The 23,174-nt window shown below is 57.4% G+C and carries 11 protein-coding genes; 6 read left to right on the top strand and 5 right to left on the bottom strand.

Annotated elements, in window-relative coordinates:
- Positions 1–51 precede the first annotated feature (51 nt).
- A complete protein-coding gene (locus tag KYT97_RS27370) occupies positions 52–2,949 on the top strand; it encodes a DEAD/DEAH box helicase (RefSeq protein WP_219111235.1) in 2,898 nt (965 codons plus the stop codon).
- Between the two features lie 122 nt (positions 2,950–3,071).
- A complete protein-coding gene (locus KYT97_RS27365; RefSeq protein ID WP_219111230.1) occupies positions 3,072–4,976 on the top strand; it encodes a TerD family protein in 1,905 nt (634 codons plus the stop codon).
- On the opposite strand, the gene KYT97_RS27360 is transcribed toward KYT97_RS27365, so the two are convergent.
- The 5 genes from KYT97_RS27360 to KYT97_RS27340 all read right to left on the bottom strand — a co-directional run bounded on the left by KYT97_RS27360 (position 4,952) and on the right by KYT97_RS27340 (position 13,165).
- Positions 4,952–8,095, bottom strand: a complete 3,144-nt coding sequence (locus tag KYT97_RS27360) for a helicase-related protein (protein ID WP_219111227.1) — start codon at positions 8,093–8,095, stop codon at positions 4,952–4,954. The two genes, KYT97_RS27365 and KYT97_RS27360, sit on opposite strands and share 25 nt — an antisense overlap.
- Positions 8,092–9,858 carry a phospholipase D family protein gene (locus KYT97_RS27355; RefSeq protein WP_219111224.1) on the bottom strand — a complete coding sequence of 589 codons (1,767 nt, stop codon included), beginning with the start codon at positions 9,856–9,858 and terminating at the stop codon, positions 8,092–8,094. Before KYT97_RS27355 ends, KYT97_RS27360 begins: the two co-directional genes overlap by 4 nt.
- The gene (locus KYT97_RS27350; RefSeq protein ID WP_219111222.1) at positions 9,845–11,023 is read right to left on the bottom strand and encodes a DUF6361 family protein; all 1,179 of its coding nucleotides are present in this window, start codon (positions 11,021–11,023) and stop codon (positions 9,845–9,847) included. Before KYT97_RS27350 ends, KYT97_RS27355 begins: the two co-directional genes overlap by 14 nt.
- Positions 11,024–11,057: 34 nt before the next feature.
- Positions 11,058–12,011 carry a GTP pyrophosphokinase gene (locus KYT97_RS27345; protein ID WP_219111217.1) on the bottom strand — a complete coding sequence of 318 codons (954 nt, stop codon included), beginning with the start codon at positions 12,009–12,011 and terminating at the stop codon, positions 11,058–11,060.
- A 77-nt stretch (positions 12,012–12,088) separates the two neighbouring features.
- Positions 12,089–13,165: a DNA cytosine methyltransferase gene (locus KYT97_RS27340; RefSeq protein WP_245005937.1), complete on the bottom strand. Its 1,077-nt coding sequence runs from the start codon at positions 13,163–13,165 to the stop codon at positions 12,089–12,091.
- 337 nt (positions 13,166–13,502) lie between these two features.
- On the opposite strand from KYT97_RS27340, the gene KYT97_RS27335 reads away from it, so the two are divergent.
- The 4 genes from KYT97_RS27335 (at position 13,503) to KYT97_RS27320 (ending at position 23,173) form a co-directional block, all read left to right on the top strand.
- Positions 13,503–15,326, top strand: coding sequence for a UvrD-helicase domain-containing protein (locus KYT97_RS27335; RefSeq protein WP_219111211.1), 1,824 nt, complete (start codon positions 13,503–13,505; stop codon positions 15,324–15,326).
- Between the two features lie 470 nt (positions 15,327–15,796).
- The gene (locus KYT97_RS27330) at positions 15,797–18,520 is read left to right on the top strand and encodes a helicase-related protein (RefSeq protein WP_245005936.1); all 2,724 of its coding nucleotides are present in this window, start codon (positions 15,797–15,799) and stop codon (positions 18,518–18,520) included.
- The gene (gene drmB / locus KYT97_RS27325; RefSeq protein ID WP_219111208.1) at positions 18,520–20,244 is read left to right on the top strand and encodes a DUF1998 domain-containing protein; all 1,725 of its coding nucleotides are present in this window, start codon (positions 18,520–18,522) and stop codon (positions 20,242–20,244) included. Before KYT97_RS27330 ends, drmB begins: the two co-directional genes overlap by 1 nt.
- A gap of 133 nt (positions 20,245–20,377) precedes the next feature.
- Positions 20,378–23,173 (top strand): DEAD/DEAH box helicase, encoded by a 2,796-nt coding sequence (locus tag KYT97_RS27320; protein WP_219111206.1) that lies wholly within the window; start codon positions 20,378–20,380, stop codon positions 23,171–23,173.
- Position 23,174 lies beyond the last annotated feature (1 nt).

Raw genomic sequence — 23,174 nt, 5'->3', positions numbered from 1 at the left:
GACACGTTAGTCGAGCTGTCTGACATGAGGGAGGGGCGCCAAGTGCTAACCGTGTCGTCGCGCGTGCTGAACTTGCTACGGGAAGTCCCCGAGTCTTCGGTAGAGGAGTTGGTAGGCCGGCTCGCGGAATCGAATTGCACGGCCAGTCTGGTGGAGCGAATATTGTTCGACCACCCGGACGTGTTTGATCATGACGGCGGCATGTCTCGCAAGTGGCATGTGCTGAGCGGGAGGGCGTTCCCGATCGCACGTAGCTACCTTGAACGGCCACTGAGAAAGTGGCAGGAACATGCGCTTCAGGAGTGGATTGTGGCGGGGCGAGGTGGCGTTGTAGAAGCTGTCACGGGGACGGGTAAGACGGCCGTCGGCGTCGCTGCGATTGCAGATGCGTATTCGAGAGGGCTCCGGAGCCTGGTTCTAGTGCCTGGAATAGACCTGATGGAGCAATGGCATTCAGTCCTTCAGCGAGCTGTCCCAAACACAAAAATTGGTCGGCGAGGTGACAAATTCAGGGATACGCTTGTCTCGCATCGCATTTTGATCTCGACCGTTCAATCCGCAGTTCGCGGTGAATCGTTCCCTGCTACTTCCGGTTGTCTGCTGGTGGCGGATGAAGTCCACCGTTACGGGGCTTCGGCATTTGCGCGGGCACTGACCGATGACTTTCAGGAGCGGCTCGGTCTGACGGCGACCTATGAACGCAGTGATGATTCGATCGATACAATACTGAGTCCGTATTTCGGATCGACCATCGACGGTTGTGACTACAGGCGTGGTTACGAAGAGGGGATCCTCGCTCCTGTCCGAGTAGTGAACATAGCGGTTCAGTTCACTCCGAAGGAGCGTCACGATTACGAAGATGCTGACGAGCGGGCAAGGTCCGCGCGCACGAAGCTGATCAACAACTGTGGCATCCCCGCCGAGCCGTTCGGGCTATTCATGCAGGAAGTTGATCGACTATCGAACGACGAAAATGCCGGTCCTGCAACATTTCTGGCGCGAAAGTTCATGAAGGCATTCAACGATCGACGCTCTATTCTCGCTCAGAGCCATGCAAAGCTGGATCTGCTCAGACAGATTGGTTCCGCAATGCGGGGGCCTGCTCGGTCGATTCTCTTTTCTGAGACAGTGGCGGCCGCTGAAGCGGCGGCAGCGATGATCGCAGACCAAGGTGTTGCTGCGGAAGCGATGACTAGTGGGATGAAACCTTCTGAACGAGCAGCGTTGCTGGGACGATTTAGGGTCGGTGAGGTGGTTGCACTTGCGACGCCGCGGCTTTTGGACGAGGGAATTGACGTACCAGAAGCAGAACTCGGGCTCATTCTCGCGGCAAGTAGAAGCCGGCGTCAGATGGTCCAGCGGATGGGCCGGATCATTCGGCCCAAACATGATGGCCGCCATGCGATCTTTGCAATTGTGTATGTCGAAGGTACCTCGGAGGATCCGGCGTCGGGTGCGCATGAAACGTTTCTTAGACAGATCTTGGACATTGCCGACGAGGTACGTTCAGTAAGCGGTGCAGATGCCGCAGCTTTGCTGAGTCGTTGGTTGTTGGAGCGCCCAGAAGACGTAGAAATGAACATTGCTGCAGAAGTATTAGATGCGGCTGTGAAAAGCGATCCGAACGAGTTCGATCCGGATCATGCAGACGTGATTGCGTCGGAGCCCAATAGCTGGACGAAGGAAGCCATCCTCGACGTTTTCGACGATTTTGAGGGGCTTGCAACTTGGGACGAACTGATTGAATTATTGCCCGATGACGAGATCCGAAAAACTCTTATGGCAGGAAACTTGGAAGGCCGCGTCAGCTGGACCTTGGTTGATGGCGTGTTGGTCGGTGACGGTGGGCAGGACCGGACGAGTCGGAAAGATCGTGTTGCGCGGTTATGGGCGCTCAGGGATGCCCGAGCAGCTCTCGCGCCCAATCCCGGACTGAAGCAGCTGCGCTGTGCTGCGAAAGGCACTCCGCTCGAGAGTGTTTCTCTTCAAAGGTTGGCAGAACTATGGGGGTCTTTGGCAGAAAGTAGCTGTCAGGTACTCGAATCACCGGTCGACCATTCGGTGCCCGGTGTCGAGGTCGTTGCTGATCAACCTCCCAAGCAAGAGGTCGAGCCTCCGAGTGATCAGGCACTTCGCGCCCTGATCCAAGCAATCGAAACTCAGGGTGGTAGAGCCACTTTGGTCGAGAACTCACGTCGGACTGCTCTGACCGTCATTGGCTCAGACGGTATCCGTCGCGTTGCGCGAGTGCTGGCCCGAACAGCCGGCGATTGGTTCGTAACGAAAGATGACGGAAATCGATCGCTTGATGACACTCATGCCACGTCGTGGATCTTTGTCGATCCCTCTGAACAGCCCCAGACCCATTACATATGTTCGGCATTCGATATCTCACGGTCAGTCCGCAACGAAATCGGCGAGTGGATGATCGCGAATCCGGGACTGACACGTGAATTGCATCCGGTTCCGCGATCGATCGTGGTGAGCGGCCAGGATCGCTGGGACTACATTGGCTGTGGCAGTGGTGGCATTGCCAAGACAAATATCGCAGTCCCACGAATTGCTCTGACATCGATGTCGACTGAAACTCCAGCGAAGCGTGTGACCAACTCGAATTCAGTGGGGCAGAAGTCATTGTCGCTGAGAGCAAGCACCCGGAAGGTCGTCGTACGGACGCTGACGAACAAGAACAGCATTCGCATCTACATGGATGTTGAGGGATACCGTGTTGTGGCGCTCTACGACTCGGTTGGAGGCGAAGTAAAGATCATGCGCGCTGCTGGGTTCCAAGTACTGGAAGGGCGAACGTTCGCAGATCCGGGTGGCGCGGCGACTGCTGCCAAATCAGTAATTGCCGGCGACGACGTCGAAGGCAATGGATGGATCGATTGGATAGTTGACGACGGATCCGGATTCTCCTTAGCACAAGCAGTCGGCAAAGGGCCGTGACGATGAGTAATTTGGCGAATCGCTCGGGTCGAAAACCGATGTGTCGGTCCCATGCGCGAAGATATCCAGGTGAAATTGGTGCCCGCAGTCAAACAGCTGACGGGCGTTATAGGAGGTACCGAATGACTAGTGCGTTGAGCCACGCCGAGGCGTTTCGTCTGCCTGCGGACCACCGCTGGGTTGTTCTCGACGTCGAGACGTCAGGGATGCGGTCGGCATCGCACCGTGTGCTCAGTATCGCCGCATTAGTACTGCGTGAGGACGGTTCCGTAGAGCGTCAGTTCTCGACTCTGCTTAATCCGGGATGCGATCCGGGGCCCGTCCACGTTCACAGCCTCACTCCCGATCGCTTGGCTGGTGCGCCGCGTTTCGAAGACATTGCTGAGGAATTCGCCGACTTGCTCTCGGGTCGGACCATGGTGGCGCACAACGCGTCGTTCGACTACGGCTTCCTCGACGCAGAGTTTCAGCGTGCCGGTTTCGGTACCCCGATCGAGAAGCGACTGTGCACGTTGGCGCTCTCGCGTCGTTTGGAGCTCGATGTGCCCAATCATCGGCTCGCAACGTTGGCCGAGTACTGGAAGATCGAGCAACTCAACGCGCACGATGCGTACGACGACGCTCGCGTACTCGTCGAGGTTTTCGGGCGGAGCGCATCACTTGCTGACACTCTGCAACTTCCACTTCCGGTAGTCGGCTGTAAGGACCGCCGGGTCACGGCGCACCCACAACAGATCAAGAGAGTACCGTCGTCATTCACGAATCCTGGACGTCTCGATCCGACGCGAGGGCTGGTCCAGGGCATGAAGGTAGTAATCAGCGGTCCGACCCGTACACCTCGGATTACGCTGGCAGCCCGCCTCACAGACGCGGGTTTCGATGTATTGAACACCGTGAGCCGACAGACGAGTGTTGTGGTGTGCGACAACGCGGCATCGCAGAGCGGGAAAGTGCGAAAGGCCGCATTCGACGGGATTCCCATTATCTCGGAGCAGCAGCTCGAAGACTTGTTGGCCCGTGCGCTGCCGGGTGAGATCAAGAACGACGGTGCCCTGGCGGTGGTGTCCACGGTCGTTCCAGAGCCCGAAACCGCGACGGCGCCTGTGGCTATCGAGGTCGAGCGTGGGGCTGTCCTAGTGCCGGAGATTGTCGAACCTGCGCAACCTCGTCCCGTCATCCGTCCATCGACCATTGCGACGGCATCGCCACTTGCGAATCGGAAGGCGAAGGCGTGGCAGGGGCGCCGTGTTCTGATTCTCGGCGGCAGTCATCTCGACGGCGTGATCATGCGGTCCCGCATCCTGCAGCTCGGTGCTCGCCCGTCTCTCAACTTCACAACCGCGGTCACCGAGGTTTTGGTGTTGGAGGGCGGTGAATCCGACAAGCGAATGGCACGGGTGATCGAACGAGGGCTTCCGCAGATCAAGGAAGCCGATGTTAACGAGTCCCTGGTTTCGGGCGCTGTTCCGGCGCACATGAAGCTCGAATCTCGCTTGTCTGCACCGATTTTGATGCGCGGCGAGGTCGTCGATCTTCCTGCCGCTCAATCGTCATGGTCGATCAACGTTGCGTGGCGGGCAGAGAACGTTGGAGACGAATTCGACGTTGATGTGGTGGCCTTTCTCCTGGACGGAACCAACAAGGTCGATTCGGATCAAGATTTTGTTTTCTACAACAACACCGTCGATGAGGACGGGGCGGTCGAGCTTTCCGTCGACGGTGACAGCGAGCAAAGTGTCCGCGCAGATCTCGATGCATTGCCTGAGGAATGCCGGCGTGTTGTCATCGCGGCCGCGGTCGACGGTGACAAGACTTTCGGCGACTTAGGAGCAGTCTCAGTCAGCATTGATGGTCCTGACGGAACATTTGCCACATTTGTACTCGATCTCGGAACGGTCGAACGAACCATGGTTCTCGCCGAGATCTACCGCCGCGGAGATGTTTGGCGCCTTCGGGCGGTAGGTCAGGGGCATAATCACGGACTTGGCGCTTTGGCTGTCGGCTACGGCGTCGAGGTGGACGAGTGACCTCGATTTTTTTCTCTAGAAGGTGGAGTGAGGTCCAGTCGCATTGCGGCGGCTGCTTCGGCGTCTACATCCCGATGCTGGAGTAGTTCGATCAGGTCTTCTTGTCGCGGTTGCCCAAATGCCAGGCGGTAGAGGGCAACTCCGGCTTTGGATTTCTCCAGTCGAGGGCCGTCGATGCTCAACTCATAGGGCATCAGTTCGCGAATCACCTTGTGAGATCCAGAGTAGATCCAATCCGGTACCAGTCCGCCGAGTTCTTCGTCCGGGATTGCGTACGCGGCCGTCCAGGGGTGGACGTCGTGAGCACCCAAAATGCTGATCCGGTGGCGCTCGACTAGGTTGCGCCGCACAGCATGGCCACGGAACCGGTTGACGCGACCGTCGCGTTGTTCGAAGTCAACGGGGTTCGACGGTGTATTCCAATGCACCACATGGTGACACCAAGGGTGGAAGTCGATTCCCTCTTGGCCGGCGCTGGTCGAGATGACGATGAACGGCCAGAACGGACTGTTGAATGCATGGCGAATAAGGGCAGGTCGAAACGACTCGTCGCTCTCTGATTTACCGCCGTATTGAACGGCAAGGTGAGTTCGGAAGCGGATGTTATCGGCTTCGTCTATGGGGTCGTGCGACAGGCTCTGACCCACTCGAAGTGACATCGCCTCGGCTGCAGAATTGGCGATGGCGTAGATCTGATCGACGTCGAGAGGCTCACTGTCGTGGGTCGGTGTCAATTGTCCGAGATATTCGTCGAGGACTGCTTGGAGATTACCGTCGGCGCAGTACTGCAGAACCTGTCGCCAATACGGTAAGTCCGGATAGAGCTGCCGCAGAAGCACTGCGGATTGCCAACGATTGAACGTTGATCGGAGTCCTGACGCGATAGTGGCAGCAGCTCCCCAGATGTCGCCTTCTGCAACGCTCGGGGCAATCCGTAATCGTTTCAGCGATCGCCACGCGCAATTCGCTGGAGAGTGCGCCGCCAGTTTGGCAGTTACCTCGACGAGGTCGGGCGGTATCCGACCGTCGGTCAGCGTTGTGGTGCTCTCGGCGAGGGTCAGGAATGGATCGAGATTAGTTGCTTCGTGGGTTGCCTCGGCATCTGAGTCATGGTGCGACTGTAAGATATTGCGGAGCCATCCTTGATCGTCCGAGCTGAAATCGAACACGTCGAATTGCTCTCGATCGATATGCATCGGCCACGACCAATAGAAGTGTTGTGCCCCGGTCGCAGACGAAGTTTCGCGACCACGCGGAATGGTCGACTGAAGTCGCTCCACCACAGTGGCTTCGAAGGACACGGTATCAACCGGGTCGACGTGGTCTCGAGCAAGGGCGAGTGGATCCGACATTGTTGCGAGATGTGGCATCGGCCAGAAGAGGGCAAGGGTGGTCATCTGCGGATTGGATCCGCGGTATTCGAGCGGTGAACCGATGGCTCGGAGACTATCCGGATCGTTGGGAACTATCGAGGAATGTCCTTGCATCAAGCGATGTTCCGCGTGATAGCTCAGAATTGATGCGACGGCGGGAGGAGTTGACGACCAGCTGGAGAACACCAGTCGCTTCGTCGTCTGTGCCAGATTGGGATCAGCAAACGGACCTCCGGGGGTCAGGTACGGAAGGCTGGGCGGGATCCACAGTAGTTTTTCCCAGCCCGTATCGACGGTATCGTCGCGGAAATTTCGAGTCCGAGCGTTGCCCGCTTCGATCTCAGCGAACTGTCTGACAGCAGCGGCGTCGACTCTGCTGATGTCGAGTAAACGCGACTCGCTACTGCCGACGGTTGCAGCGTACTTCCGACCGAACTGATAGTTGCTCATGAAGTTGACGAAGTAGGGAACGGACTTCCAGTAGTCCACGCTGAACTGGGCGTCGAGTTCCCTGGCGAGGCGGCGCAGGGCCGCGTACCCGAGTAATTCTCGAGGTTCGATTCCAGAGATCGTGGACCTGCGTTCCCGAACCATTGTGTTGTCTGAATTGGCCGGGCGTTCCACGCGACACATCAAGGACAAGAGGAGGTTTCGTAGGTCTGACATCGTTTGCGTGGCTTCGCGATCCTCGATAACGGCATTGCGGAACTGCTCTAGCAACGCCATGACGTCACTGGATTTCACCAGCTTCGAACCATCAGCGAGGAAATCAATCGTCTTGGTGAAATCGGAGTAGTGATCGGCACCGGAATCGTCGGCCTCGGTATAAGGCTTGTATGGCGTTGCAGACAGAAGAAGTACCCGTGTCCCGTGGTGACCGAACAGATGGCGCGCAAGTTCGCCGGCGGATGTCGTCTCGTCCATCAACTCTGTGAACCGCTGAAACTCGTCCATGATCACAAGATCGGGCGCCAGCGAATTTACGCTGGCATGAGCAAGTTCGTACCGCAAATCTGCAATGAGGGTCGTGATGGCGGAGTTTCGACCGGGATCGTTGATCGGCTTTTTCATCAGGTCGAACAACCTGTCGGCGATGGACGGTTCGCCGGCGTTAATCGTGGCAACAAACGCTTCCAAGATCGACGGATCAATCGAATCGCCGAATTTCTCCTCGAAAACTGCGACGTCCCTTTCGAAGGTATCGAAGGAAGCGACGGAACCCTGCAGGATCGTCAGCGCAGCCACGCGTTGGGTGGCTGAGAACTGGAACTCGCGATCGAGCAACAGAAACAGCAGTTGCCTCTCATCGGAACGGCCGGTCCTTAGTCCCGTCTTGAATGATGTATCCGGAGTCAGTGAAACAAGATTGACGGGTACGCGCAGGTTGTCTTCTACGGAGTCCAGTCTGCGGTTGTGAGTGGCGAGCAGTGTCAACCGGCTGGTGTGTGTGATGTCTTTGTTGTCGGTGACATTGAGACGTTCGAGATTCTGTCGCGCGAGGTCGATGTTGGAGCAGATGTACACGATGTTGATCTCGGTACCGGGCGGGCCTTGTTGAAGGTGTTCGATTGTGCGCGCAATGATTCCGCGCGCCACCATCGACTTGCCGAGTCCAGTTTCGTCTGCGACGAGGAAGTGGCGACTGGGATCCGGTTTGTAGAACTGCTCGAATACATGGTCAACGGTGTCCCGCTGAAAGTCGCGTAGTCCGGAGAGTATTGTTTCGGCGCGGAATTTCTTGTTCATGCGTTTCTCCGATTCAGAACCGTTGCGGCAGAGTGAATATCCGTCCAAAGTGCGGAGAATCCTGGAGGCAGCAGGTCGCGACGTGTGTCGTCACGATGGAGTCGGCGAATGAAGCCGTCCATATCGGTGAGGACGGCCGGGGCCGTCGCCAGAGCGAGTAGGAGTGATTCGAGAATGCCGGGGAGCGGTCCGGATTGGGAGCCTTGACCGCGGATCATCTGGTCGAATGCTCCGCCTGCACTGTCCCCGCCATTGGAGACGGACAGCATTAGCGCAATAAAGCGCAAAACATCCTCGGGCTTCTTCAGCTGCGATGCAAGGATTTCGTCGAGGCGCTCGTCGGGCTCGTTGATCAGGTTGGCAACAACCACTGTGCCGCCGCTCGATCCGCCAGGTTCAGCGACACGAACTGCGAGGAACTGCGTGATGTCGACCAGCGTCAGCCCGGGACTGATGAAGTCAACGGGTTTGTCGGCCGTCATGGTAACTGCCGATCCGGGGCGGGAGGTCAGTTCGATCGTGGCGGTGTAACCATCGGGAAGTTGTATGGCTACAGCAGTTTCGATCAGCAAATCGAAGAATTCTCCGGCCGGTTGGACCGTCGCGGTGAACGGAGTTGATGCAACAGCTCGCAAGGTCTTGTCGAGTTCACGGCGAACGGCATCGGCTTCATCCGGTTCTGCGCCACCGGTGGCTTCGTACGGGCTGATGATGGGTCCGAGTCCGCCGCTGCTAAGCATGGCATTGATTCCGAATTTCTTTTTTGCGCCGGTCATTTCGACCAGAATCTCGACGTTTTTGCTGAATGCCGCAGCGGTTGCATTTGCAGAACCGATGAAAAGTCTTGCTGAGTGGTTGTATTCAACTACATAGGCCTTAGCGTGTAAACCGCCCTGGACATTTGCCGAGTCTGATTCGGGATCAGGAATTCCTGCGTCAGAGTTGAGCACGTACGACGCCTCGAACCAGCTCAGGGTGTCTGGGCGGAGCTGTTCCAAGGATTCTGCGCGGCTGATGACATTCGCGAGTACCCGTTCACCCGGAATCACAGTGTCGAAGCCGTCGTCGCCCAGGAACGGTGAAATGGCGAGGTGCCGTGTGCCTTCGAAGTTTGGTGATGGTTTATGGCCTGGCACGCCGAACACATGGAAGGCGATATCCGAGAGTCCCTCCGGCGCAGTCCACTCGGCAAACCTGACGTCGTCGGCCAATGCATGCACACGTCCGCGTCGAGTCGGCTCCAACGGCGAGACAGTGGCATCGTCAGCTAGGTATTGAAGCAATGCCCTCAGCGGCTTGTTGGTCTTGTTTCGCGCGCTCCCCATAGTGCCGTCGAGTGCCACAACCATGTCCCAGGAATTGTCCCGCGTCAGGTTTCGGCTCTGAACGAGGAGTCGGAAACTGACCGCGTCTTCGTCATCAATGTACTTGGCCAACCAGATCTTGGGGTGAAAGAGTGTCCCTGGTCTGCTGCGCACAGCATGGACTGCGGGCTCGAGGAAGGCCATGAGTGCATTCGTTCGCTCAGGAACTCGAATGTGTCCGGCTTGATGGAATATGTCGATAGCGTTGGCGCAGATGCGGATAGACGCCAGCATTGCAAGGGGATCCGTCGCATGGGACGGTGACGCAAAGGCGAGTGCAGGTACCAACGCGGCCTGTAGGTCGAGGGTGAATGTAGTTCCCACCAGGTGGTCGAGCCGAGAGCCTGCCGGTGGCCGCAGTTGATCCACCAGTGTGGCTCGTTCGTCAGGCGCCAGCATTGTTCAGTCCTTCGGAGATGTCGCTCAGTATTTGTGATGCTTGTGGCCAACGGAATTGGAGTCGACTGGCGCCGGACGCGCCTTGCCAGAGTCGCAGTTGTTTCTCGTTTGTCAGACGCGACTGCGCGCCCTTGTTCTGAAACTCACGATCGCCGATGAGTTTTCGCAGTTCGACGGAATCTGCCGGCGCGCCCGCTCCAAGGTCATTGATGCCGTCGATCCAGGTTTCGGCAAATTGCCGCGTTCGCGATGGCAGTGCTGGGAACCGGCTCCACAACCGCGACCGGTCCCAGGTCGGGGCAAGTGGATGATTCCAGTACCGCTCGCTCCACTGCTCGAGTTCGTCACGGTACCGCTGCGCGGGTGCCTCCACGCTTGTCAGCTCGTGGCGCTCGTACGCTTCGCCCACCATCAAGTTGTAGAGTAGCGACGCGCCGTGCAGGGCAAGCGAGAACAGCTCGGTGTCTTCGACCAGGCCGTGAAGCTCCTGCGGTGCTGCATCCAGATCGAGATCCCAGAGGTAATCGACGTTGAGGTCAGGCATCGTCGGTTGGCTCAGTAGATGCGCGAGCAAGGAACCGTCGCAGGTCACGACCATCCGCTCGCGAAGCCAATTAGCCTCCGCCGCAGAGAGATCAAACCCCTGGTCTGTCACGTCCGCGGGGAATGACTCAGGCAGAGGGAGCGTCGACCACGGTGAGGTGTCGTGCGTCTCGTCGTCATTTGCCTCCCCCTTGCGCGACTGTGGCAGGTGCTGTGGTCGGGTGTCGTGGCGAAGGATCCTGTAGGTCTGCAGTGCATTCCAGTAGATCGCGGAGGGGAGTACCCGCACCGCTGCGCCGGCGACCCGTCCGATCAGCCCCTGAGTGTGGCCGGCCTCGCGGAGTGCGAGCAGTACCTCGCGTTGTTCTCGGTCTGCAGCTTTGACCAGCGCTGCACCTGATTTGCGCAGCGCTGCTCGTTGGAATGTCCACGGAATCAGGACCAGATAGCGGGCCCGCGTCTGGACGGTGGAGATCCCGGGGAACAGGCGGTCTGCGAGTCCGTCTCGGATCTGACCGATACCGAGATTGTCGAGGGTTCCGGGTTCGCTGAAGAGCACAACGAGTTCGCGCATTCGTCGTTCTTCCTCAGCGGACGTGTCGAGCCAGGCGATCAGCGACAAGTGAGCACTCCAAGATCAAGTCGGGACGAGCGAATCACCCGATTTTGATCGGGTGGTAATACAGAGCGTCGTCGGTTTCTTCGACATTGACGGACACTTCATCGCCAATGCTGAGATACGCATCAACATCGATCCGTTTTGTCTCACGGACGGCTTCACGAACAGAGCGAGCAGGAATCAATCCACGACGCCCATCGGGACCGACGGCAAGGGCATATTTGGGCCCGGTCTTCGTGACCCGCGCAGATATGGTTGCGGGGCGCTCACTATTCCCATTTGAGACAGGGGCCGGCCCACGTTCAGACGGTGCCAATGGAGAAGTCTGCTGATCAAGCTCTTCAGCGAGACTGTCAGCCATTTCGTCAACTTGCGCCAGCAATCCCGCCATTTGTTTGGCGTAGTTATTGTGAAACTCGTTTGGCTTCAGCGCCTCTCCAGGCTTGTACATGTCTTCGTGCGTCAACTCGCCCCATGCGTCTTGGAGTCTGGTCTTGATCTGAACTTCGACCTTTACATCGAGATCGCCTTGATGGGTTGGGACCCGAACGAGGAGAACGGCGTGGTGCGCGCGGTATCCGCTGTCCTTGGGGCTGGAGACGTAGTCGATTGGTTCTTCTGCAAAACGCATCGAGCATTGAGACGAACGGCAGGACGTCTCGAGTGCTTGACTGAACGCAAGCTGGTCTCTGGGACTTTTGCACAATACCTTGATGCCGACCAGATCGCCGAGGGCGTCAATCACCGCTTCCGGTGTCGTTGGCACCGCAATCTTTGCTTCGGCGATCTTGCGACGAACTTTGTCTGCGGCGCGTTCGGGCGACTTGATACGCGCGTTCTTGGCGTTCATTCGGTCACGGTCGACGTTGTCCAACAGCTCGTCTGCCAGTGTTTCCAGAAACGTCTGAGTGGTTACCAGCGCTGCGTCCCACGCTCGCGAGCGGCCCCGGTAGAGCTCGTCGACGAGCTTCTGAATGTTGTCTTGCTCCATTGAAGCACCTCCCCCAAGATCAGTATCGAGACTGGCGTCGCCGAATCCCGTTCACCGACACCTTATCCGTCGCACAGTTATAAATGCCGAGAGAGAAGTGTTCCGATTGCTGATGCGAGCTTGATGGGCACTGCATTTCCGATCTGCTTCGCGATCGCGGTTTTCGAGCCTACCCACTTGTAATCGTCTGGAAATCCCTGCAATCGAGCTGCTTCGAAGTGGGTGATTGCTCGGTTCTCTGTGGGATGGAGGTAGCGACCCTTTTCTGGCTTGAAGAATTCGGTGCGTATGGTCACCGACGGTCGGTCCGAGTGGAGCCGTCCCATGACGTCGCCGGAACCAGTTGTGTGCCTTCGCCAGCACGGCGCCTTCAGCTCGTCGGGCAGATCGAATCTGTTTCCGCCGATCGGGATGCTTGCGAATCGATCCAGCGAGAGCTGCTCGAAGTTTCGAGTTAGATGCAGTTCGGTTGTTTTGAATTCACCGGGCAGCATCTTGCCGTCTTCCAATTCTACGAAGCGACCTTCTGGCAGGAGTTGTTCGGTTACATGGGCTTTGATCCCACGGAGAGCTTCACCAACGGTGACATGTGCGTCCACGTGGGTTTTCTGTGGTTCGCCAGGGTCCTCCATGTCGCGATGCCGTCCAATGACCACAACACGTTTCCGTGCTTGTGGCGCGCCGTAATCTGCAGCGTTCAGCGTGTGAGGTGTCAAGACATAGTCGGCGAGTTCGCCGCCTGTCTCGGTGATCTTGCAGAATATTTGAAACTCAGGCGACTTCAGGAACTGCGGGACATTCTCGAGTACAAAGTACTTCGGGGCGGCAAGGGCCACCGTTTTTGCATAGTGACGCCACATCTGATTTCTGGCGTCGTCTGCGTCCTGACGACCAAGTGCGGAGAACCCCTGACAGGGCGGTCCACCGACAACGAGATCGACTTCAGGGACCGCGTGGGTCTCGAGCCAATCCTCGATTCGGCCTTGGTGCATAACGTCCCCGAAGACCTGTTTGTACGTTTCAGCAGCGGCTCGATCCATTTCTACTGCGCCAGCGATTCGGTATCTCGCGCTGGATTCGTGGAGGCCCTGCGTCAGCCCGCCGGCGCCTGCGAAGAGGTCGAGTACCTGGATCGTCGATTCGTTCGCGTGCACAGGTGAAGAGTACCTGGTAGCGCCGACTGGGACGGCATGGCTTGGCGACGGTTGTCCGTCTATTGAGGCTCGGAGGGAATACATCGAGCGAGGCGACGAGAAGTTGTCGGAGAGATGCAGGTGATTGATTTTCCTTGGAACCAGGTGTTTGGCGTTGGTGCAACAGTAAGCGATTACTGACCGATATAGATTGAAAGCTCTGCCGTGGTGGCGGCATTACTTTGATCGACGAATCGCGCGCAGGGTGCGAGGGCGATCCATTCGGAACATGACAATATTGACGCATTTGAACCCGAAGCGGCGATCCATCATTTCGGTGATTGCGAAAGAGGTAGTGATGAGTGGGGCAGAGTGTGCGTTGGAATTGAATGCTGCACAGCGCGAGGTTTCAGACGCTTCCATCGGTGAGCGATTGCTCGTCGTTGCGGGGGCCGGTCAAGGCAAGACCGAAGTGGTGGCGTCACGTATCGGTCGTCTGGTTGCCGAGGAGGAGTTGTCTGCTTCAACCGAGATCTTGGTGTTGAGCTTTTCGCGCGCCGCGGTGCAAGCGGTCAAGCTACGTTTAGATGCACGAGACATAGCTCGCGCGAATGTACGTACATTTGATTCACTGGCCGGCCGCCTTTTGCTGGACGCAGATATCGAGCCTGTCGGTTCCTTCGAGGCAAGGATTCGGCAGGCAACCAAGTTGCTGATCGAAAGTGACGAAGTTCCGTACGACGTCGAGACACTTCGACATATCGTGATGGACGAGGTGCAGGATTTGGTGGGGGACCGCGCGGATTTTGTGCTGGCATTGCTTCGCAAGTTGGATCGTGATGTCGGTATCACTGCGCTCGGCGATCCGCTTCAAGGGATCTACGATTTTCAACTCCAGGATTCCAAGACAAAGACTCCGTCCTCCGCTGTGTTCGAAGCCCTGCGAGATGAATTCGGGCTCAAGCAAGTTGGGCTAGGCGACAACTATCGTGCACGTGGGTTGGACCCCAAGCAGGTTATCGAGCTGGGGGAAGTTCTGCGTGAGGTAGCAGACGCAGACGAAGGGCGAGCTGTCCTCGACGAATTTGAACAGAACCTCATCGACCGTGGAGACATCGAGGAATGGGCTTCATCAGTTCAACAGGAAGGCTCGCGCACTGCGATCCTGTGTAACACCAATGCTGAGGTCTTTCGTGTGTCGAGGTACCTGCGCGAAGCCGGTGTGCGCCATGTTGTTAGACGAACCGCACAAGAGTTCGGGGCTGCGAGGTGGGTCGCGCAATCGCTGGGCTCATTGGTCGGGCAGCGCATTCCCAGATCAGAGGTCGAGGAGGCGCTGTCGAAGTTCTGCTCGCCAGAGGTGGCAGAGGACCGATGGTATCTACTGAAGTCGGCAGAAGGTGACTCGCGGAATCACAATCAGCTCAATCTTTCCCGTTTGCGGACCGTGATTCGATCCGGTGCCATTCCATTGACTCTGACTGAACCGGACACGGCCGACGTCATCGTCTCGACGGTTCATAAAGCCAAGGGGCTCGAGTTTGAACGTGTCTTCGTTGTCGAACCGAATTTCTCTCGTAAGGACGAAGACCCGTGGGTAGTGATGCGCGGTCGGTACGTTGCGCTGAGTAGGGCGCGCGATGACCTATTTCTGTGCAGGCTTCCGAAGGACTGGGCGAGTTTTAGATCCGAGTTTTGGTTGCGGGATCGGTTGATGGAGCGGGTGCCGGGCAAGAAGCCAAAGACCAAGCGAACGAGATCTGTGGAATTTCGATACAACGATGTCGAAGTTGATGCCCCTGTCGGTAACGGCAAAGTGAGCGCGGCAGCGATTCAGTCTCGACTTAGTGATGACGCATTGGTTGGTCAGAGACTTGAGGCAACACTCGACCTGGATTTGTCTACGTCAGAGCTGCCGATGTACTTGCTGACGACGGAAGACGGTCACACGATCGGACGGACCAGTGAGACCTTCAACGAGGAGTTCAAGAGGGCATTCAACCTGAAAGGCGGGTCGTGGCCTGCTTCGGTAACCGGGTTGTCGGTTGTCTCGGTGGAGACAGTGGCAGGAGATCCGGCGAAGACGGAAAAGATGGATGTCAGTTTTGCAGGATTCTGGTTGGCTCCGCGAGTTTTTGGTCTGGCACAACCTGATTGGTCGAATATGGAGGACATGCAGTGAGCTCGCCAGTTGATTCTTCGCTTGACGAAAAATATCGGTTCCGCGACGAGATGGTCGAGGAGCTGTCCCGTGATGTCATTGGTCCGGGGGGTGGTGCATCTGAGGTGATCAAGGAAGCGCCATTGGATCGGTACATCGTCGGGGTCTTGTGGCCGGCTGATGAGGTATTGCAGGAAGAACCTGAGCCGGACGGGACCGAGCCGAGCGATCAGACTGCGACCGAAGACAGCCCGGTCGCTCAGGCTCGTATGCGATTTCCGTCATCGATGGGGCTCACGTTCTCGGTGAAGTTGGACGCCGCAACGGCGGTCAAGATCTCCGCCAAGGCCGCGTACTACCTTCCGTTGGAGTCGCGAGAGGACGGCGGGGAGAAGCCGAAACGCCGCCGGGAAAGTGATTGGCAGCGTCATGAGCTCGACATCGAACCCGTCATTCATGCAGTTGACGTGCCAGGAACTTACCGGCCCGAAATGCCGGAAGGGCTGGAGCTTTATGTGTATGTGCGACCAGTCCGCGAAGGTTCAGTAACGGTATCTGTGGCCTTGCGCAACACCCAGGAATCCGTGAAAGGTGAACTGCGCGACGCGAAAGCGTGGTTCCAAGTCGGGTTGATCATTGACACCGATTCGCCGGCGATCGTTGACCGCTCTCGTCAGCGAAATCTTGGTTCTGATCCTGACCTTGACGGCGCAGCTCTCTTGTACCGTAACATGCGGACTTTCGCGATCGGTCACGGCTGTGCGGTCGAATGGGTGGGTGCAAATGCCGTCGGCGAGTGCATCGCGCAAGTTGCGACAACGTTCCTCCCGACACACGAAGTCCCACGTGCGAGGCCGGGCATCCTTGATGATTCGGTCAATCTGCGCATGTCTTTCCTCTCCGACGCGCCCGATGCGGAGGTTCTGGGGAGCCTGCGCGCAATGTCGCGGCAGTATCGACAGTGGATTGAAAACCTCGAGGCGACGCTCGACGACGGTACCGCTGACGTCGAGACGGACCTGGTGGACATCGCACGCAACAATATGAAAGCTGCGAAGCAGGCGGCCGATCGGATCGATGCAGGAATCTCCCGCTTGCAGAACGATGCTGACACCATGCGGGCATTCCGGTTGTCCAACAAGGCGATGCAGTTACAGCGTGCAAGGCAGGTATGGGTTCGTTCGGGAGCGACAGGCACAGCTGATCAGGGTTTGGATCAGCAGTGGTATCCCTTCCAAATTGCGTACATTCTTCTTAACTTGCCTGGCTTGAGTGATCCGAACCATCCCGACCGTGACATCGCAGACCTACTGTGGTTCCCCACAGGCGGAGGAAAAACCGAGGCATACCTCGGCCTGGTTGCATTCTCGATCTTTCATCGACGTCTGAAAGATCCGAATGCCGTCGGTGTGGCTGTCATCATGCGCTACACGCTGCGGCTCTTGACAATTCAGCAGTTCGAACGCGCAACCATGCTCGTGTGTTCTCTTGAAACTGTGCGGTTGGCAAACTCAGAACTGGGATCGCGCGCATTCTCCATCGGTCTATGGGTTGGTTCAGGTGGCACACCCAATACCCTGGATGAGGCTAAGCGGTCCTTACGTGACTTGAAATCTGGTCGTGAGTTGACCGAGAAGAATCCGGTTCAACTTACGCAGTGTCCATGGTGTGGAAGTGAATTGGACTATCAGAATTACTCGGTGAAAACTGCGCCGGAACGACACTTGCATATTGCATGTGGAACGGCTGGTTGCGACTTCGCGGACGGCCTACCAGTGCATGTTGTAGACGAGGACATCTATCAGGCTCGCCCTGAGCTGATCCTGGGCACTGTCGACAAGTTTGCGGCAATGGCGTGGAATGCGAACGTAGGCAAGTTGTTTGCTCGTGACGGTATCGGATATGCCCCGGATTTGATCATTCAGGATGAGTTGCACCTCATTTCGGGTCCGTTGGGCTCGATGGTCGGGCTGTATGAAACCGCGATTGACGCTGCCTGCGAGGTGAAGAATTTGGCGGAAGGGACTACTCGCGGCCGGGCCAAAGTCATCGCATCGACGGCCACTATCAGGCGTGCTGAGAAGCAGATCAGGTCGGTATTTGCCAGGGAGGCAGCACAGTTCCCGCCGCCAGGAATCGACCCAGATCAGTCTTTCTTTGCGGAACCGGCACCGCGTGACACCCACGGGACACGTCGATACGTGGGCATCATGACGCCGGGCACAAGCCACGCAACGCTGTTGGTGCGTGTCTATTCGGCGCTGCTTCAGGCGGCAAAGGATCTCGAGGGAGACGACGACACGCGCGATCCCTATTGGACCCTGCTAGGTTACTTCAACAGTTTGCGTGTTCTCGGAAGTGCGTATCTCCAGGTCGAAGGAGACGTTAGAGAACGTCTACGGGTCGTAGCTAATAGGAGCGAGGGAGACCCACGAGAGATTCGTCGACTGAATGAGCTCACCAGTCGTGTGTCATCCTCGGAAATTCCAGGTGCGTTGAAGCAGATGGAAAGAACGGTCAGCGACGGAACACCAGACGACGTCGTGTTGGCGACCAACATGATTTCTGTGGGTGTCGACATCGATCGCCTCGGATTGATGGCGGTGATGGGCCAACCACAATCGAGTGCCGAGTACATCCAGTCCACCAGCCGGGTGGGCCGAAAGTATCCGGGGCTGGTAGTCACAATCTTCAACTCCGCGAGATCTCGTGACCGTTCACATTACGAGAGCTTCATTCCTTACCACCAAGCTCTTTACCGGGCAGTGGAGGCGACAAGTGCGACACCTTTCGCGGCGCGTGCCCGAGATCGAGGGCTGCACGGTGTTTTGGTTTCACTTGCGAGACTGCTGGTTCCAGGACTTGCTGCCGACGGTTCTGCATATCTGGCGGAGGACAACTGGGACGGTCTCCGGCAGGTGGCGGACATCTTGGAGCGGCGGGTCGCAGAAGTGGCTTTGGAAGAATCTGACGATACGCGCGACCAGATCGACAAACTGCTGGAAGTTTGGGCCGAAGCCGGCGAACAAAAGCCTCGTATGAAGTACCGAAATTCCAAGAATCTAGATGCGGCACTCTTGGTGGATCCCGCGACCGCATTGACCAACGACACGATCGAGTATTCGCAAGACGAGGCTCCCTGGCCAACCCTTCAGAGCATGCGCGACGTTGATGCAGAAACTGGCTTGTACCAGATTCCGATGAGGAGAAAATAATGACGACTGGCGCCAAAGCACGCCGTAGCCAGCTCCTGAGCACCTACGGTATTGGTGGGCTATTCCCTTCAGAATCAACAAGTTTCATGATCACAGGGTTGGACGACTGGAATGAGAGTCGAGCGCCAATCGTCAGTGAGCCGCGCCTTGCGCGTTCGTTGCGGGTTCGGGAGTTGAAGTCGCCGCCTGCAGGAACGGCTCGTGATGTCCCTGTCATCAGATTTCCCTACACACAGGTATGCCCGTCTTGCCGCAGGATCGGATCGATCTTTGACCTCTCGGGGGACTGGAACGTCGCGAAATGTAATAAATGTAAGGACAAAGCCGACCTGGCGCCGTTTCGCTTGATCACTGCATGTAGCAAGGGGCACATCGACGAATTTCCGTACTACCGCTGGCTTCACAAGGGACAGACCGGTGAGGGCGAGAACCATGAGATGCAAATGAAGTCCCTTGGTAAGACTTCGTCGCTGGCTGACTTGGTTCTGACGTGTACCTGCGGCGTGAAACCGAAGTCGTTGGACGGAACCTTTGGCCCTAAAGCGCTTGCCGAATACGGTCACTGCAGTGGTGCGCGGCCGTGGCTGGGGTTCGATCACAAGCAGGATTGCGCGGAGATCCCCCGAGTACTTCAGCGCGGTGCGTCGAACGTCTGGTTGCCAGCCGTGCGATCTGCGATCTCGATTCCGCCATATTCGGAAGCACTGGCGAAATTTGTAGACCGGCATTGGATCGCTCTGGCGGACCCGGAGGCCGTGACTGACAAACTCTTGGCGAATATCGCGGCTTCCTCGAACGGAAAGTTCTCGGTCGATCAGATCAACGCCGAGGCTGAACGTCGCCGAGGAGACGACGAGGATGAGGAACTCACGGAAGAAGCGCTACGGAAGCAAGAGTATTCGGCGCTGATTGACGGCCGTGACGAGAGTCAAGGCTCCGACTTTGTCAGTATCAAAATGGATCGTGACTCGTCGCTGCCGGACTGTGTCACGGAAGTGCGTAAGGTGACCCGACTTCGGGAAGTTCGTGCTCTGTACGGATTTTCACGGCTTAACGGCGTGAATGAACTTGGTGCTGACGGTCTCTGTGAACTGTCGCATGGCCGGAAAAGCTGGCTTCCGGCAATTGAAGTCATCGGTGAGGGCGTGTTTGTAGCGTTTGATCGGACTCAACTCGATGATTGGGCGAAGAAGCGATTCGCTCAGGATCGTCGCAAGTCACTGAAGCGAGCCGCAGATCGACAGGCAGTCGAATTTGGGCGAACCGAGGCTTCCGAGGTCGACATCGTGAAGGTGGCGATTCATACGCTCGCGCATGTGTTGATCGATCAGCTGTCGCTTGACGCGGGGTATCCGGCGGCATCGCTGCGCGAACGGCTGTTTGTCGATGACGAGATGGCCGGGCTGCTGATCTACACAGCAAGTTCTGACTCGGCAGGAAGCCTGGGAGGCGTGGCTTCACAGGCAGAACCCGAGTCCTTCGCAAGTGCACTCCATGAAGGACTAATCCGACTGTCCTGGTGCTCAGCCGACCCAGTCTGTGTCGAGGCAGGTGCATCCGGAACTGACGCGCTTAACCTGGCAGCGTGTCATGCATGTGTGCTGGTTCCTGAGACATCGTGCGAGCTGAACAACACCTTTTTGGATCGTGCGTTGTTGTTCGGTTCTCCCGAAAACAACCAGGAGAACGAAGGATTGTTCAGCGCCGTTGTCGCTGCCGGCTAGGTCTGGCATCACATGGTGGGGTGGTGAATGGCACCCCACCATGTGATGTGTCTGGCCGTTGCCTGGAGTGCTGCACGGACGGGTTTGTTTCGCGGGCTAATCTGATCTGGCTGTCCGATATGAGGAGTGACACGTGGCTGATATTGCCGCAGGTGAACGCGTAGTTGTTCGTGACGAGGAATGGCTCGTTCGAGCAGTCCGGAACACCGAAAGTGATGGGGCTCGCGTCGAGGTCACTGGGGTCAGTGAGTTGGTTCGTGATCAGGACGCGGTGTTCTTCGGAGTACTCGACACGATTGATCGACTCGACCCGCGCGACGGCAAGCTGGTGATCGATGAGTCTGCAGGATTCCGCCGTTCGAGGCTCTGGCTCGAATCTGTACGACGCGGCAGTCCACTTCCCACCAGCGACACCCGTATCGCCGTGGGCGACCGGGCACTGCTTGACCGAATGGACTACCAGCTGCGGCCGGCTGCACAAGCGCTACAGAATCTCCGGCCCCGAATCCTCATCGGGGATGCGGTGGGACTCGGCAAGACACTCGAGATCGGTATCTTGCTGTCGGAACTTATCCGGCGTGGTCGTGGCGAGCGCATCCTGGTTGTAACTCCACGAGCGGTGCTTGAACAGTTTCAGCATGAGCTGTGGACGCGGTTCGCAATACCGTTGGTGCGCCTGGACTCGAATGGCATTCAGAAGGTCAAGCAGACTTTGCCGAGTTCACGAAATCCGTTCAGCTACTACAAGCGGGTCATCGTTTCGATTGACACACTCAAGAACCCTGCGAAGTACAAGCATCATCTGAAGGATCAGCAATGGGACGCCGTCGTGATCGACGAGTGCCACAACTTGATCAACCGCACATCCCAGAACAACGAACTCGCCAGACTTCTTGCAGCACAGACTGATGCACTAATTCTGGCTAGTGCCACGCCCCATAACGGGGAATCAAAGTCATTTGCAGAACTGATCAATCTTCTCGATCCAACCGCCATTGCAGATCGTGAGGAGTACACCGCCAAGGATATCGAGCACCTCTATGTCCGAAGGCACCGCAATTCACCCGACGTCAAGTTGGATGTCGCACATCGGTGGAAGCAACGACGTACCCCCCGCGTGATCGAGGTTGTTCCCAATGCGGCCGAGGTAGCTGTGTTGCGCGAACTCGAGGACGTATGGCTTCACCCGACGGGCGATTCTGTCGTCACAGGGCAAGGGCGCCAACTATTTCCCTGGACTTTGTTCAAGGCATTTCTCTCGTCCCCGAAAGCCCTCCGCGCAAGCGTCGGTCGACGGTTGAAGTCTCTCGACTCCGCACCCTCTCCAGAGGCAAAAGCGCTGGTGCGCTTGGATGCTCTCGCCGAAGAAGCTGATCAACAAGGATCGTCGAAGCTCAAATCGCTCGTCGAACATCTGAAATCTGTCGGTGTGGGGAAGGGATCTACGACCCGCGTCGTCGTGTTCTCGGAGCGAATCGACACCCTGACGTGGCTGGGGGCTGAGGTCTCGAAGGCGCTCAAACTTCCAGCCAAGGCAGTGCAGGTGCTGCATGCCGGACTTCCTGATGAGAAGGTTCAGTCGGTAGTGGAGGGCTTCGGCCAGGCCAATTCTGAGATTCGAGTGTTACTCGCCTCGGACATGGCTTCCGAAGGTCTGAACCTGCACAAGGAATGTCACCAGCTCGTGCACTATGACCTCCCCTGGTCGTTCATTCGGATTCAGCAGCGCAACGGCCGCATCGACAGATATGGACAAATGCATGAACCGCAGATTGCCGCTCTTGCTCTGACCAGCGACTCCGATGACGTGCCGAGCGACTTGCGCGTGGTCACCAAGCTGCTCCAGAAGGAACACGAAGCCAATCTCGCGTTGGGTGACGCCGGAGTACTCCTTGATGTGCATGATGCTGACATCGAAGAGAAGACCGTTATCCAGGCGATTCGTGAAGGGAAGGATCTGGATGACGTTGTTCCGGAGCCGACGCCTGCAGCCCTGAATCCGTTTGCGCAACTCCAAGTAACGGCTGGCAGCCACAACGGCGACCCGACACCCGAGCGCGCCCCACAGCGTTCGTTGTTCCAGGACGACGACAATTTCCTCGCGGACGCATTGAAGGACGTCGCGTCCGAACCCGGCGGCCACGGCTTGGATATCGCTCGCGACGAAGATACAGACATGATCGCCTTCAACCCGCCGGCAGATCTTGTGCCGCGGTTTCGTGATCTGCCCTCTGAATATCTCGTCGAACAGAAAATTGTCGACCGCCTCCGAGTATCGGGGAGTGTTGAATTCGCCGAAGGCCGGCTCGATAAAGCTCGGAAGTCAACTGACAGTGCGTGGCCGGACGTTCATTTCCTTGCTCCGGTGCACCCAGTTCTTGATTGGGCGGCTGACCGATCGGTGTCTCGGTTCGGACGCAACGAGATACCAGTCCTGTCAGGAGCTGTCAGCGAGCCAGTCTTCTTGACTCAAGCAGTCTGGTCGAATGCCAAGGGGCAACCGGCAATTGCGCACTGGGGCGCAGTTCGTGGGTTGCCTGGCAATCCCGAAATCGGCGATTTCGACGAGACCTTGGATCAAGCAGGCATCAGGGAAGGCGCCTCCAATGCTGGTTTCGGCGACGTAGATTTGGAAGTGCTGCAGGCCCTGGTCCCTGCTGCGGTGGATGCTGCGACTGAACACCTTCGCGACCGCCGCGACGACTTCGAAGCGGACTTGCTCCGGCGTATCGATGAGTATCGAAAGAGCCTGAAAGGTTGGGAACAAACAGTTCTCGATATAGTGACGGACTCGGGACGGCGAACCGGATCGAAGCTCGAAATCTCCGAGACCATCGACGAATCTTCCGCTCTCATCGATTCCCTCGCCGCCAGCGGTGACCCCTTTGTTCGCGTCGTTGCTGTGATTGTGCCGAAAGCAGGTCTGTAAC

This window comes from Rhodococcus globerulus, assembly GCF_019334125.1.
Lineage (GTDB): Bacteria > Actinomycetota > Actinomycetes > Mycobacteriales > Mycobacteriaceae > Rhodococcus_F > Rhodococcus_F globerula.
Note: the sequence above shows the minus strand (reverse complement) of the source record. Positions and strands in the feature narration are given on the sequence as shown.

Bases quoted from the DNA above. Each gene is read 5' to 3' on its own strand.
- KYT97_RS27365 (WP_219111230.1), top strand. From the start codon at position 3,072: ATGACTAGTGCGTTGAGCCACGCCGAGGCGTTTCGTCTGCCTGCGGAC.
- KYT97_RS27360 (WP_219111227.1), bottom strand. From the start codon at position 8,095: ATGAACAAGAAATTCCGCGCCGAAACAATACTCTCCGGACTACGCGAC.
- KYT97_RS27355 (WP_219111224.1), bottom strand. From the start codon at position 9,858: ATGCTGGCGCCTGACGAACGAGCCACACTGGTGGATCAACTGCGGCCA.
- KYT97_RS27345 (WP_219111217.1), bottom strand. From the start codon at position 12,011: ATGGAGCAAGACAACATTCAGAAGCTCGTCGACGAGCTCTACCGGGGC.
- KYT97_RS27335 (WP_219111211.1), top strand. From the start codon at position 13,503: ATGAGTGGGGCAGAGTGTGCGTTGGAATTGAATGCTGCACAGCGCGAG.
- KYT97_RS27330 (WP_245005936.1), top strand. From the start codon at position 15,797: ATGCCGGAAGGGCTGGAGCTTTATGTGTATGTGCGACCAGTCCGCGAA.
- drmB (WP_219111208.1), top strand. From the start codon at position 18,520: ATGACGACTGGCGCCAAAGCACGCCGTAGCCAGCTCCTGAGCACCTAC.